At 72.3% G+C, this 13080-nt stretch carries 10 protein-coding genes; 2 read left to right on the top strand and 8 right to left on the bottom strand.

Annotated features, from left to right (window positions below):
• Nucleotides 1-56: 56 nt before the first annotated feature.
• The 5 genes from RE027_RS07525 to RE027_RS07505 all read right to left on the bottom strand — a co-directional run bounded on the left by RE027_RS07525 (nt 57) and on the right by RE027_RS07505 (nt 6332).
• Complete coding sequence (locus RE027_RS07525; RefSeq protein ID WP_368807635.1) at nt 57-893, bottom strand: MSMEG_6728 family protein; 837 nt, start codon at nt 891-893, stop codon at nt 57-59.
• Between the two features lie 205 nt (nt 894-1098).
• Nucleotides 1099-2775, bottom strand: coding sequence for a thiamine pyrophosphate-dependent enzyme (locus RE027_RS07520; RefSeq protein WP_368807634.1), 1677 nt, complete (start codon nt 2773-2775; stop codon nt 1099-1101).
• Nucleotides 2776-3057: 282 nt separating this feature from the next.
• Nucleotides 3058-4485 carry a sugar porter family MFS transporter gene (locus tag RE027_RS07515; RefSeq protein WP_368807633.1) on the bottom strand — a complete coding sequence of 476 codons (1428 nt, stop codon included), beginning with the start codon at nt 4483-4485 and terminating at the stop codon, nt 3058-3060.
• A 169-nt stretch (nt 4486-4654) separates the two neighbouring features.
• Entirely contained in the window at nt 4655-5848 is a 1194-nt protein-coding gene (locus RE027_RS07510; protein ID WP_368807632.1) for an ROK family transcriptional regulator, read from the bottom strand.
• Between the two features lie 151 nt (nt 5849-5999).
• Complete coding sequence (locus tag RE027_RS07505) at nt 6000-6332, bottom strand: glutaredoxin domain-containing protein (protein WP_368807631.1); 333 nt, start codon at nt 6330-6332, stop codon at nt 6000-6002.
• A gap of 425 nt (nt 6333-6757) precedes the next feature.
• Here RE027_RS07505 and RE027_RS07500 point away from each other — a divergent pair, with 425 nt between their 5' ends.
• Nucleotides 6758-7591 (top strand): phosphatase PAP2 family protein, encoded by an 834-nt coding sequence (locus RE027_RS07500; protein ID WP_368807630.1) that lies wholly within the window; start codon nt 6758-6760, stop codon nt 7589-7591.
• A 25-nt stretch (nt 7592-7616) separates the two neighbouring features.
• Here the strand turns inward: RE027_RS07500 and RE027_RS07495 are convergent, their stop codons facing one another.
• From RE027_RS07495 to RE027_RS07485, 3 genes are all read right to left on the bottom strand, one after another.
• Nucleotides 7617-9848: an MMPL family transporter gene (locus tag RE027_RS07495; RefSeq protein WP_368807629.1), complete on the bottom strand. Its 2232-nt coding sequence runs from the start codon at nt 9846-9848 to the stop codon at nt 7617-7619.
• Nucleotides 9849-9968: 120 nt separating this feature from the next.
• Entirely contained in the window at nt 9969-10358 is a 390-nt protein-coding gene (locus tag RE027_RS07490) for a universal stress protein (protein ID WP_368807628.1), read from the bottom strand.
• Between the two features lie 41 nt (nt 10359-10399).
• Nucleotides 10400-11863 (bottom strand): APC family permease, encoded by a 1464-nt coding sequence (locus RE027_RS07485; protein WP_368807627.1) that lies wholly within the window; start codon nt 11861-11863, stop codon nt 10400-10402.
• A gap of 129 nt (nt 11864-11992) precedes the next feature.
• On the opposite strand from RE027_RS07485, the gene RE027_RS07480 reads away from it, so the two are divergent.
• Nucleotides 11993-13060, top strand: a complete 1068-nt coding sequence (locus RE027_RS07480) for a nitronate monooxygenase (RefSeq protein WP_368807626.1) — start codon at nt 11993-11995, stop codon at nt 13058-13060.
• Nucleotides 13061-13080: the final 20 nt, after the last annotated feature.

Raw genomic sequence — 13080 nt, 5'->3', positions numbered from 1 at the left:
GGGTCCGGGCACGGATCCGCCGGCGGTCCGCCGACGCGCGGCCGGGGACGGGGCGCTCAGGCGCCCGGGGTCGCCCCGACGGCCTCGGCGGGGACCGCGAAGACCGGACGCGGTGACTGCAGCCGTGCGGGGGCGGGCAGCTCCCGGCGCAGGACCCGCTCCCCGGCGCCGAGCTCGAGGGAGAATCCCCCGACGGCGTGGTGCACGTTCTCGCCCAGCACGGTCCGCTCCACGACCTGCTCGGGACCGGGCGGGCCGTGGAGCAGCAGCACGGGCTCGCCCTCCCGCAGCTCCCGCTCGATGCGCTCCACCGCCGGCATCCAGTGGGTCTCCCGCACACCGTCGGGGACGCGGAACGGGACGAGGACGGCGCCGCCGGCCAGCTCGTGCGCGCCGGGCGCCAGGACCCAGGCGCGCCGGCCCTGCGGCGGCTCGGCGGGGGGCGTGCGGCCCTCCGCCGGCACCGGCCACACGTAGTCCAGGCCGGCCGGGTCCCCGGGGAACGCCTCGCGGTAGAGGTCCTCGTCCTTGCGCAGCAGGTTGGACCGGTGCGAGCGGTGGAACGCGTCGTCGCCCAGCCACGGGGGCGGCTGCGCCACGCCGTCGTCGGGATAGCGGTCCCAGGCCTCCGGGGCGAACTCCCGGATCTGCCACCCGGTGCTGTCGGCCCCGCCGCGGGCGGTCCACTCGTCGACCATCGCCCGCCCGTAGGCCACGAGCGCGGGCACGTGACCCGACCACATCGCCGTGGCCGGGTGCCGGTACCACCCGTAGCCGGGAACGGTGGCGGCACGCAGCACCTGGAGGGTCTCCACCCGCTGCTTGCCGAGCCGTTTGCGGTCGAGGACGCGGGCGGAGCGGGCGAAGTCCGGATAGGGGAGGAAGGTCTGCACCGCCCCAGTGTGCTACGGATCGGGCTCCGGCCACCACCGGGGCCGTGCCGGTCCCCGCGCCGGGGTCCGGTGGGCGGGGCGCGCGACGACGAGCCGGCGCACTCTCCTGGTCAATCGGCACCCCGCGAGGGTGCGCCGGCGGCCGCTGCCCGGTGACCGGGACGGTCGCCGGGCACGCCCCTCGGGGTGTCCGGGCGGCCGGGGCTCAGTAGGCCTTCACGCGCTGCTCGACGATCAGGTGGATCAGGGCGAAGGTCCCGTCCTCGTCGATCGCCCGCAGGGCGGAGTCCAGGGCGGCGGGGATGTCCGCGTTGGTCTCCACGCGCACCCCGAACCCGCCGAAGGCCCGGGCCATCAGCGCGAAGTCGGGGTTCTTCAGCTGGGTGCCCGAGATCCGGTGCGGGTAGTCGCGCTCCTGGTGGGTGCGGATCGTGCCGTACTCCTGGTTGTCCATCACGATCACCAGCGGGGTGGCCCCGTACTGGGCCGCAGTGGCCAGCTCCTGGCCGTTCATCAGGAACTCCCCGTCCCCGGCGATGGTCACCACCCGCCGGCCCGGGAAGCGCAGCGAGGCGGCCACCGCCGAGGGCACCGAGTAGCCCATCGAGCCGTTGCGCGCCGAGATCATCGAGGCGTAGCCCTGGGTCGGGAAGTACCGGTGGGCGAAGTTGGTGTGCTCGCCGGCCCCGAAGGTGACCATGGCGTCGGTGGGCAGGGACGCCACGAGGTGGGCCATCATGGTGTCCATCCGCGCCGGGCCCTCGCCCGGCTCGGTGGAGACCGGGGTGGAGAACTCCACCTGCTTGGCCCGCAGCCGGGCGGTCCACTCTTTCCACTCCGGCTTGGCGGGCAGGTCGATGCGCACCAGGTCGCGCACGAACACGTCGGGCTTGGCCACGATCTGATAGGACACCGGGCCCGAGCGCCCGCGCAGGGCCGGGTCGATGGTGACCAGGAAGTTCTTCTTGTTCCAGTCCTGGCGGACCAGGAACCCGTCGGTGATCACGTCCCCGGGCACCGTGCCCACGAACACCAGCAGATCGGTCTCCTCGAGCATCTCGAAGGTCAGCTTCGGGCGGCCGTAGCCGATCGGGCCCACGTAGGAGGGCGAGTCGAAGGGCACGGTGCCCTCGGTGCGCCACTCCGCCGCGGCCGGCAGGTGGTGCTCCTCCAGCCAGGCCGTCAGCCCCGCCGCCCCCTCGCAGGTCCAGTCGTTGCCGCCGGTGACGAACAAGGGCTTCTCCGCCCCCGAGAGCCCGTCGCGCAGCGCCTTCCAGTCGTTGACGGTCATCCCGCCGTGGGCCACCGGGATCGGCGGGTGCAGGGCCGCGTCGATCTCGACCCGGATGATGTCCTCCGGCAGGCCCACCACCACCGGTCCGGGCCGCCCGGAGCTGGCCGCGAACATCGCCTCGGCCACGATCTCCGAGGCCCGCTCGGCGTGGTCCAGGACCATCACCCGCTTGGCCCCGGAGTCGAACCACGCGTGCGGGTCGAACTCCTGGAAGGCCTCCTTGTCCCGGTGCTCGAAGGGGATCAGCCCCACGAACAGCACCATCGGGGTGGAGTCCTGCCAGGAGGTGTGCAGGCCCACGTGGGCGTTGGCCGCCCCGGGCCCGCGGGTCACCATCGCCACCCCGGGCACCGGGTTCATCTTCCCGTCGGCCTCGGCCATGTACGCCGCCCCGCCCTCGTGCCGGCACACGACCGTCTCGATCGAGGACTCGTGGAGGCCGTCGAGGACGTCCAGGTAGGACTCCCCGGGCACCACGTAGGCGCGTTCCACCCCGTGGGCCACGAGCGTGTCCACGATCACGTGGCCCGCCGACTTGCGGGCGGTGGTCTGGGCTGGGGACACGGGGTCCGTGGTCGTCTGGGTCAACGTGGTTCCTTTTCGCCGTTGAAAATGGAGCGGTGGGGCTGGGCGGCCCGGACCCGGCTCGGGGGCCGGGGCTTCGCGCAGCTGTCCCGAAAATACCCGAAGACGGCGGCGACACGTGTCCTGACGGTCACGGAGGAGTAAAGAAGGGCGCACGGGACCCCCGTGCACCTGTGAGACGGGCCGTCCGGGGGCAGGGGACGCGGCTTCCGCGCCGTACGACGGCGGTCCGTCTCCCCGGTGGGGAGACGGACCGCCGTCGTGGTGGAAGCCGCTGCGAGCGGCTCAGTCCTGCATGTCCTCGAGCTCGATCCCGGTGGTCTCGCGCACCATCTTGATCGTGAAGATCAGCGAGACGAGGCCGAAGAACGCGTAGAGCCCGTACGCGAGGCCCAGGGAGAAGTCGGCCAGGGTCGGGAAGGTCACCGTGACCAGCCAGTTGGCGATCCACTGCACGAACCCGGCGACGGCGAGGGCGGCACCGCGGATCCGGTTCGGGAACATCTCGCCCAGGAGCACCCACATCATGGGCCCCCACGAGACGCCGAAGAACACCACGAACAGATTGGCGGCCACGAGGGCCAGGGGCCCGGCGATGGGGCCGAGCACGGGGGACAGCTCGCCGTCCACGAGCACCTTTTCCGCGGTGGCGAACAGGACGGCGAGGGTGCCGAGTGACAGGGTCATGCCCATCGAGCCGACGAGCAGGAGCCGGCGTCGGCCGACCTTCTCGACGAGGGCGATCGCGACGATGGTCACGGCGACGTTGACCACGGACGTGATCACGGTGATGGTGAACGAGTCGGCCTCGGTGAAGCCCACCGACTGCCAGAGGACGTTCGAGTAGTAGAAGATCACGTTGATGCCCACGAACTGCTGCAGCGCGGCCAGTCCGATGCCCACCCACACGATGGGTTTGAGGCCGGCCGAGCTTCCCCGCAGGTCGGACAGCCGGGGCTTGTGCTCCGTCTGGAGGGACAGTTTGATGAGGCGCACCCGTTCGGCCGCCGACGCGGAGCCCTGCAGGTTGGCCAGCACCGCGCGGGCCTCGTCCGGGCGACCGTCCTCCACCAGGTAGCGGGGGGACTCGGGGATCGTGAACGAGCCGATCAGATAGGCGACGGCAGGGATGGCTTCGGCCATGAACATCCACCGCCAGGCCTCGAAGCCCCACCACAGCGGCTCGGTGGATCCGCCGGCCAGGGCGGCGAGCCAGGCGTCCACGGCCAGCGCGATGAAGATGCCGAGCACGATGCCCATCTGCTGCAGGGAGCCCAGCCGGCCGCGCACGGACGCCGGGGCGACCTCGGCGATGTAGGCCGGGGCGATGACGGAGGCGACGCCCACGCCGACGCCCCCGACGATGCGCCAGAAGATCAGCCAGCCGAAGCTGTCGACCACGCCGCAGGCGATCGCGCTGACGAGGAAGAGGACCGCCGCGATCTTCATGACCGGGACGCGGCCCAGTGCGTCGGCCACACGCCCACCGAAGAAGGCGCCCGCGGCCGCGCCGAGCAGGGCCGAGGCGATGGCGAAGCCGAGCTGGAGGTCGCCGACGCCGAACTCCTCCTGGATGGCGGAGACCGCGCCGTTGATGACGGCGGAGTCGTAGCCGAAGAGGAAGCCGCCGAAGGCGGCGACGATGGTGATCCGGAGGACGGCCTTGGTGTTCGGGTGCTCCGCGACCGTCGGGGTCGTGGCGTCTTGGCTCATCGGACAGCTCCCTTGCTGGTGAGAGATCGGCGGGGGGCCGGAACGGACCGGCTGCCGCACCCCGGGACGGTCGCGACGGCCGTCGTCGAGGGGTTCTTGTGGTGCGGTACACACTAAAACCCGGCGCACCTGATGTCCATTAGTCGAACACGGTGGTGAGCCACTCCTTTCAGCGGTCCGGCCCGGCCCCTGCGGGCAGTTCGGCGTGCTGCAGGGCGAGGACGACCGCGCCGGCCACGTGGGCGTCGATGCCCAGCCGGGCGGCCTCGATCCGCAGGCCCTGCACGCTGCCGCGGACGCCGTGCCGGGAGACGGTCTCGCGCAGCGGGTCGAGCAGCAGGTCGCCGGCCCGGGAGATCTCCCCGCCGACGACCACGAGCTCGGGGTTGATGATGTTGCACAGGTTGGCCACGCTGGTGCCCAGCATCCGCCCGGTGTCGCCGATGACGCGCGCGCAGGCGACGTCCCCGGCGACGGCGGCGGCCACCACGTCGGCGACGGTGAGGTCCGGACCGTGCGTGTCGGCCAGCAGGCGCGTGATCTCGCCGGAGGAGACGTAGGTCTCGAGGCATCCCCTGTTGCCGCACCGGCACACCCGTCCCAGCTCGTCGACGGTCGAGTGGCCGATCTCGCCGGCGGACCCGGTGCCGCCGCGGAAGAGGGCACCGTCGAGGATCAGTCCCGAGCCGACCCCGTGGCCGATCTTGAGGTACGCCATGTTGCGTGCGCCCTGCCCTGCGCCCCACGTGTGCTCGCCGAGCGCGCCGGCGTTCGCGTCGTTCTCGACGACCACCGGCAACCCGAGCCGCCGGCCGGCCTCCTCGCGCACGTCGATCCCGCTCCAGGCGGGCAGGATCGGGCTCGCGCTGATCAGCCGGCCGCCCAGGTCGACGGGCGCCGGAACGGTGAGACCGGCGGCGAGCGGCTCCGGACGGGCGGTGCCGAGACCGTCCAGCAGGTCCTCCAGCGCCCGCCCGGCGAGGGTCAGGCCCTCGGCGAAGTGGTGCCCGGCGGGCAGGTCGTGGCGCCGCTGGGCGAGGATCCGCTGGTTGAGGTCGGCCACCGCGACCGTGAGGTGCCGGTGCCCCACGTCGATGCCCACCACGTGGCCCGCCGAGCCTCGGAAGCCGATCAGCCGGCCCCGGCGGCCCGCGCCGTCGGCCTCCATGGCGAACAGGCCGGCGTCGATCAGCTCGTGGACGATGTTGGAGACCGTCGACGGCGCCAGGGCGGTGCGCCGGGAGATCTGGGCCTGGGTCAGGTGGCCGTCGCGGCGGACGGCGTCGAGCACGCGGCGCTGGTTGGCGTTGCGCAGTGACGTCTGGGAGCCGGGCTTGGCGCGGGGCTCGGCGGGCTCGGACATCGCCGTCCTCTTTCGCCGGTGAACAAGTTCGGGAGTCCGATTCTAGTCGGTCTTCACAGGTCGAAGACAGGGCGGAACGCCGCGCACCCGGTCCGGGGCGGTCGATCCGGTGACCGGCAGGGGTGTCGGCGGCGCGGTGCGGCGCCGGTGCTTAGCGGGAGGCGTCGGCCTTCTCGATCAGTGCCTTGGTCAGGGCCACCCGCTCGGTGGACGCTGCCACGAAGTGCTCGTCGCGGGTGACCACGGTGGGCACGGTGGCGTTGCCGTCGTTGAGGGACTCGACGAACGCCTGGGCGTCGGGGTCCTCCCAGATGTCGGTCCACGTCGCGCGGTCCGCGTCCGCGCCCAGGCCCCGCTCGAGCATGCCGCAGAACGGGCAGCCGGGTCGCCAGTAGATCGCGACTCCGCCCTCCGCCACGTGCTGCGCGGCCTCGGCGTGGGAGGTGGCCGGTCGGGCGCTGGGGGAGGGGCTCTTCTTGAACACGGGTGCTCCATCGTCGGTCGGGCGGCACAGTGCCTGGTTGGCGGACCAGTCTAGTGCGGAGCGTCCGTCCCGTCGCTGTCCCGTGCAAAAAGGACATTCTGGAGCACGGGTCAGGAGGGCGCGAGCCGGTCCCCGCAGAGTGCAGTCGGGCTCTCGCACACCGCAGGGGTTGATACAGAGCAATTCAGGCGCTCGTTCCACGTGAAACAGGAGATATGGTCAAAATCATCCTTTTTCGATTGATTATGATTGGCGGTGATCTGCGTACGGCGCACCCGGACCACGCGGACACCGACGGGCGGGGAGCCCGGAACAGCTTCATGATTAGTCATTCTTTGGGTCGGTCCTACGAATTCCGTGCGAACACCCTTGTCAGAGGCGCGTACGTCCCGTAAGACCACGTGACGTGTGCCATGGTAGGGACCATGGCTCTTCCGGCGCAGCACTCTTCCCCCCAGCCGGCCCGCTCCACCTGGTCCCTCCCCCAGTTGCACCAGTGGGTGGTCGTCCCCTTCATCGTCGTGCTCGCCACGGCGACCGTCGGACGGCTCCTGGTGTACTCCCCCGGGATCGCGGCCCAGGAGACCGAGGTCCTGCAGCGGCTCGACGCCGCACGCTCCGGCGTGCTCGACGCGGCGGCGCTCGTCCTGCACCACGCCTTCTCCGGCCCCGGGACCCTGGTGATCGTCGCCGCCCTCACCGCCTGGCTGGCCCTCGGGCGGCGCCGGGCCTGGGACGCCGCGGGCTTCGCGGTCACCGCGCTCTGCGGCTGGGTCGCGGTCGCCGTGGTCCAGATGGCCGTCGCCCGGGCCCGGCCGGACGCCACGGCGTACACCGAGCCCCTCGTCCTGGTGGACGGCATCACCTCCTTCCCTTCCGGTCACACGGGCGCCGCCCTCGCCGTCGCGGCGGCCCTCTGCCTCGCGGTGCGCCGGTCGGGGCGCGCTCCTGCGGTCCTCGCGGTGGGTCTGGGTGTGACCGCGCTCGTCGGCCTGTCCCGCCTCTACCTCGGCGTGCACTATCCCTTCGACGTCCTCGCCTCGTTCCCCGTCGCGTGGGCCGGGCTCGCCGTGGGCTGCGGCCTCGCCAACCTCCTGGTACCCGCCCTCGCCTACGGCTTCGGCTGGCAGCAGGACGGCGCGGGGTGGGACGTCGCCGAGCAGGCGCCCGCGGCGGAGCAGGCGCACGACGACGAGGCGCATCCCGTGACCAACCGGATCCCCGTCGTCGCCCGCCGGTCCGGCCACCACGCCGCCTGAGCCGGGACCGGAGGAGCACCCGGCGTCAGGGCTCGATCCGCCGGTGGCCGGGCCACCAGATGGCCCGGCCGACGTCGTAGGTCAGCGCGGGCACCAGCAGCGACCGGACGACCAGCGCGTCCAGCAGCACGCCGAACGCCACGATGAACGCCAGCTGCACCAGGAACATGATCGGGATGACGGCCAGGGCCGCGAACGTGGCTGCGAGCACGATGCCGGCGGAGGTGATCACCCCGCCGGTGAGGGTCAGCCCCCGCAGGATGCCGGCTCGCGTGCCGTGGACCAGGGACTCCTCCCGGACCCGGGACATCAGGAAGATGTTGTAGTCGATGCCCAGGGCCACGAGGAAGACGAACCCGAACAGCGGCACCGACGGGTCGGCGCCGGGCAGGTCCAGGACGTGCTCGAACACCAGGGCGGAGACACCCAGGGCGGTGAAGAACGAGACCACGGTCGTGAGGACCAGCAGCACCGGGGCGAGGATCGAGCGCAGCAGCAGCATCAGGATCAGGGTGATCACCACGAGGATCACCGGGATGATGAGCGTGCGGTCGGCGATCGAGGTCTCGTTGGTGTCGATGGTGGTCGCGGTGGCCCCGCCCACGAGGATCCCCTCGTCCACCCCGGACAGGTCGGCCCGGAGCCCGCGGACCGTCTGCTCGGCCTCGGGCGAGTCGGCGGCGTCGGCCAGCGTGACCCGGAGCTGGTAGTAGCCCTGGGCCTCGGTCGGCTCCACGCCGGCGAACGGCCCGTCGGGCGGGGCGGCGTCCCCGCCCAGGGGCAGGGTGCCGGACGGCGAGCCGTCGGCGACGGCGGCGACGTCGGCGACCCCCTCGGCGTCCTCGGCCACCGCGACCGCGGCGTCCAGGGACCCGGTGGGGACCAGGACGACCGCCGGGCTGCCGGAGCCGCCGGGGAAGTGCTCCGCCAGGGCCTCCTGGCCGTCCCGGGCCTGGGACTCCCCGAGCACGAGCTCGCTCTGCTCGACCCCCGAGGCCTGGAACTGCGTGCTGAACCCGGCCAGCACCAGGAGCACCACCGTGGTCACCACCCAGACGGCGCGCGGGGCGCGGGCCACGAACCGGGCCACGGAGGCCCACACGCCCCGGCCCTCGACGGTCGGGCGGTGCCCCGTCCCGTGGCCCACCACCCGCACCCGCTCCGCGCCCGAGGCGTCGAAGCGCGGGCGGAACGGCCAGAAGGCCCCGCGGCCGGTCGCGAAGAGGACCGCGGGCAGGAAAGTCAGGGCCGCGAGCATCGACATGACGATGCCGACGGAGGCCACCGGGCCGAGCGCCTTGTTCGAGGCGAGGTCGGACAGGAGCAGGCACAGCAGACCCGCGATGACCGTGGCGCCCGAGGCGGCGATCGGCTCGGCCGAGCCCTTGAGCGCCGTCCGGGTCGCCTCGGCCCGGCCCCTGTGGTGCAGCAGGGCGTCCCTGTACCGGGCCGTGTACAGCAGGGAATAGTCGGTGGCCGCGCCGACCACGAGGATGAACAGGATGCCCTGGACCTGCCCGCTGATCGTCACCAGCTCGTTGGTCGCCAGCCAGTAGACGAGCAGGATCGCGGCGCTCAGGGCGAAGACCGAGGTCAGCAGCACGAGGACGGGCAGGACCGGGGAACGGTAGACCACCAGCAGGATCACGAAGACCACGGCCAGTGCCACGCCCAGCAGCAGTCCGTCGATGCCCGCGAAGCCGGCCACGAGGTCCGCGGTGAACCCGGCGGGACCCGTGACGTAGGCCTGCAGCCCCTCGGGCCGGCCCTGCTCGAACTCGGCCGAGAGCGCCTCGACGTCGTCGACGACCTCGCCGTCCGGCAGCGGCACCACCACCTGGACGGCCTCGCCGTCCTCCGACGGGATGGGCGGGGACAGCCGGCCCTCCGCCAGGCCGCTGTCCTGCACGGAGGTGACGGTCTCCTCCGCCCACGCGCGGTCCTCCGGACTCAGTCCGCCCTCCCGGACGAGGAGCACGATCGCAGGGATCGCGTCGGAGTCCCGGAACTCGCCCTGCAGGTCCGTGACGCGCGTGGACTCGGTGGACTCCGGCAGGAAGCTGGACTGGTCGTTCGTGGAGACCTCGGAGATCTTGCCGAAGTACGGCCCGCCGACACCGGCGACCCCCAGCCACCCCACGATGAGCAGCGCCGGGAGCAGCACGCGCAGCAGCGTGGCCCAGCGGGAGCGGCGCGGCGGGCGGGGGGCGTCCGCCCAGGGTGCGGGGCGGGTCCCGGCGGGGGCCGAGGAGGGCATGGCTGGCCTTTCGAAAGCGGCTGGGGCGAGCCGGACGGCGCCGCCGGGCTCGACCCGGCGCGGCGGCCGCCGGGTCCGGCACCAGCCTATTGTTTCGAAAACAGAAATAAAACGGTGCGCTCAGTCGTAGATCGCTTTGACGCTGAGCACGGGGCACGGGCTCTCGAGCAGGACGCGCTGGGCCGTGCTGGCCGTGATGATCTTGCCCACGGGGGAGCGCCGGCGGATGCCGAGCACGATCAGGTCGGCACCGTGCTCGCGGGCGGCGTCGAGGATGACGTCCGCGGGATCGCTGTCGTGGTCCGGCTCCAGCAGCTGGTAGCGCAGCCCCGAGCGGGCGAGCTTCTCCTGCTCCACGTCGATGTCCGCACCCGCCTCGGTCGACCGGTGCCGCTGCGGCCGAGGCTGGACCACCACCAGGTCGGTGCCGCGGCGCTCGGCCTCGACGAGCGCGGCGTCCAGTGCCGCATGTCCGGGGGCGGTGGGCATGTATCCGACGACGACGGTCACGGGTTCTCCTCGAGTAGCGGCGCGGGGTGTCAGGGGATCGGTCAGCGGGGATCGATGTGGGGGTCGTTGCCCTGCGGCTCCTCCTCCAGCTTGTCGAGGTGCTCTGGGTCCTCGAAGCGCACCTTGCGTCCCCGGAACAGGCGCTCGTAGAGGAAGTTGACGATCCACAGGCCGAGCCCGATGGCCAGCATCACCACGGCGATCCGGTACTCCACAGGATCCTGGGCCCAGGGGCCCACCAGATAGGCGCAGGTGACCGCCCCGAAGTAGGGCAGGACCTTCGGGGCGCGGAAGTGGTCGTGCGCCACGTCGTCGCGCCGCAGGATGACGACGGCGACGTTGACCACGGTGAACACGCCGAGCAGCAGCAGGGCCGTCGTCCCACCGAGAGCGCTCGCCGTCCCCCGGCCCAGCAGGTTGTTGATCACGACGATCAGACCCGCGGCGAGGAGCGTCGTGAAGACGATCGAGGACCAGGGGGTGCGCCGGCTGTGCAGCACGTACCCGAGGAACGGGGGCAGGACACCCTGCCGGGCCATGCCGTAGAGCAGGCGGGAGGCCATGAGCATGTTGATCAGCGCGGTGTTGGCCACGGCGAAGATGGTCAGGAACGGATAGATCGTGTCGATGGGCAGGTTGGGGGCGCCGACGCGGACGACCTCCAGCAGCGGGGTGGTGGACTCGCCGAGCACGCCGATGGGCACGACCGCCACGGCGAAGATGGACACGAGCACGTAGATGACGCCGGTGATCGCGAGCCCGGTGAGCATCACGCGCGGGAAGTCGCGGACGGGGTCCTTCGCCTCCTCGGACATGTTCACGGAGTCCTCGAAGCCGACGAAGGAGAAGAACGCGAGCGAGGTCACGGCGGTCAGTGCCAGGAAGATGCCCTTGTCCTCGGAGGTCTCGAAGACCATCGTCTGGCTGAAGTCCGCGTTGCCCTGGAACGCCGCCCAGAAGCCGACGAGGATGACGATGAGCAGGCCGGTCAGCTCGATGCACGTCAGGACCACGTTCAGTCCCAGGGACTCGCTCACGCCGCGCATGTTCACGGCGGCCAGCAACGCCATGAACACCACGGCGATGAGGGTGATGGTCGTGGTGCCGATCTCCAGGCCGAAGCCGCGCGCGAAGTTCGAGGCCACGGTCGTGGCGGCCGTGGACGCGGAGGTGAGGCCGGAGCTCAGCACGGCGAAGGTCACGAGGAACGTGACGAAGTGGATGCCGAAGGCCTTGTGCGTGTAGAGCGCGGCGCCCGAGGCCCCGGGGTACTTCGTCACGAGCTCCAGGTAGGAGAACGCCGTGATCGTCGCCACCAGGAACGCCCCGAGGATCGGCGCCCACGCCGCGCCCCCGATCTCCCCGGCGATGTTCCCGGTGAGGGCGTACACGCCCGTGCCGAGGATGTCGCCCACGATGAACAGCAGGAGCAGTCCGGGGCCCATGACGCGCTTGAGCTCGGGCTGCTGACGGGACCGGGTCTCGGACTCGGAGGACTGTGCCATCGGATGCCTCGAATCGGTCGTGTCGGGTTGCGGATCCCGGCAGAGGGTGATCTCGGTCACAGCCTATGCCACAGGAGAGGTCCGTCCCAGGGGATGACGGGAGACCACCGGCTTCCTAGCCTGGGGGTCATGACGAGCACCGCGCCCCGCTTCCGCCCGACCGATCTCCCCGTCCCGTTCGTGGGCGCGCCCATGGCGGGAGGCCCCTCGACGCCCGCGCTGGCCGCCGCGGTCACCGCCGCGGGCGGCCTGGGCTTCCTGGCGGCCGGCAACCGTCCCGTCGACGGCGTCCGCGCGGACGTGCAGGCCGTCCGGGCGCGCACCACGGGTCCCTTCGGGGTCAACGTCTTCGTCCCGCAGGCCGCGAACACCGCCGAGCCCGGCAGCGCGGTGGATTCCGCCGTGCACCGGTCGGTCGCCGCGTACCGAGAGGCGCTGCAGGAGGAGGCCCGGCACTACGGGGTGGAACTGCCCGCCACGGACCCGGCCGACGACGACGGATGGGCTGCCAAGCTCGCTCTCCTCGAGGAGCTGCGCGTGCCCGTGGTCTCGTTCACCTTCGGGCTGCCGGCGGCCTCCGTCCTGGAGCGGCTCGCAGCGGCGGGCACCACGACCTCCGTCACGGTGACGTCGGTCCCGGAGGCGCGGGCGGCCTCCGGAGCCGGCGCCGACCTGCTGATCGTGCAGGGCCCGGCCGCCGGCGGGCACCGGGGTACCCACCGCACGGAGGACGTCCCGGGAGAGGACCCCCTGGAAGTGCTCGTCGCCGCGGTCCGCGCCGCGGTGGACGTCCCCCTCGTGGCGGCCGGGGGCATCGCGGACCGGGCGGACGCGGAGGCCGCCCGGTCCGCCGGTGCCGACGCCGTCCAGGTCGGCACGCTCCTGCTGCGCACGCACGAAGCGGGGACCGCCCCCGTGTACCGGGAAGCCCTCGGCTCGGGCCGCTACCGGGAGACCGTGGTCACCCGGGCGTTCTCCGGCCGCCTGGCCCGTGGTCTGCGCAACGGTTTCGTCGACCGCTACTCGCATATTGCTCCTGCGGCATACCCGCAGGTCAACCAGCTGACGAAGCCTCTGCGGGCGGCGGCGACGGCCGCCGGCGACCCCGAGGCCGTCTCGTTGTGGGCCGGCCCGGCCTTCGCCGCGGCGCGGGAGTGCCCGGCGGCCGACGTGGTCGCGCAGATCGCGCGCGGCTGACCGGTGCCGTCCTCCGGGAC

This window comes from Kocuria sabuli (assembly GCF_040981185.1).
GTDB classification, from domain to species: Bacteria; Actinomycetota; Actinomycetes; order Actinomycetales; family Micrococcaceae; genus Kocuria; species Kocuria sabuli.
This window is presented reverse-complemented; position numbering and strand designations above follow the sequence as displayed.

Excerpts from the sequence above, each read along its gene's own strand:
- RE027_RS07480 (WP_368807626.1), top strand. The coding sequence starts at position 11,993 with ATGACGAGCACCGCGCCCCGCTTCCGCCCGACCGATCTCCCCGTCCCG.
- RE027_RS07500 (WP_368807630.1), top strand. The coding sequence starts at position 6,758 with ATGGCTCTTCCGGCGCAGCACTCTTCCCCCCAGCCGGCCCGCTCCACC.
- RE027_RS07485 (WP_368807627.1), bottom strand. The coding sequence starts at position 11,863 with ATGGCACAGTCCTCCGAGTCCGAGACCCGGTCCCGTCAGCAGCCCGAG.
- RE027_RS07495 (WP_368807629.1), bottom strand. The coding sequence starts at position 9,848 with ATGCCCTCCTCGGCCCCCGCCGGGACCCGCCCCGCACCCTGGGCGGAC.
- RE027_RS07510 (WP_368807632.1), bottom strand. The coding sequence starts at position 5,848 with ATGTCCGAGCCCGCCGAGCCCCGCGCCAAGCCCGGCTCCCAGACGTCA.
- RE027_RS07515 (WP_368807633.1), bottom strand. The coding sequence starts at position 4,485 with ATGAGCCAAGACGCCACGACCCCGACGGTCGCGGAGCACCCGAACACC.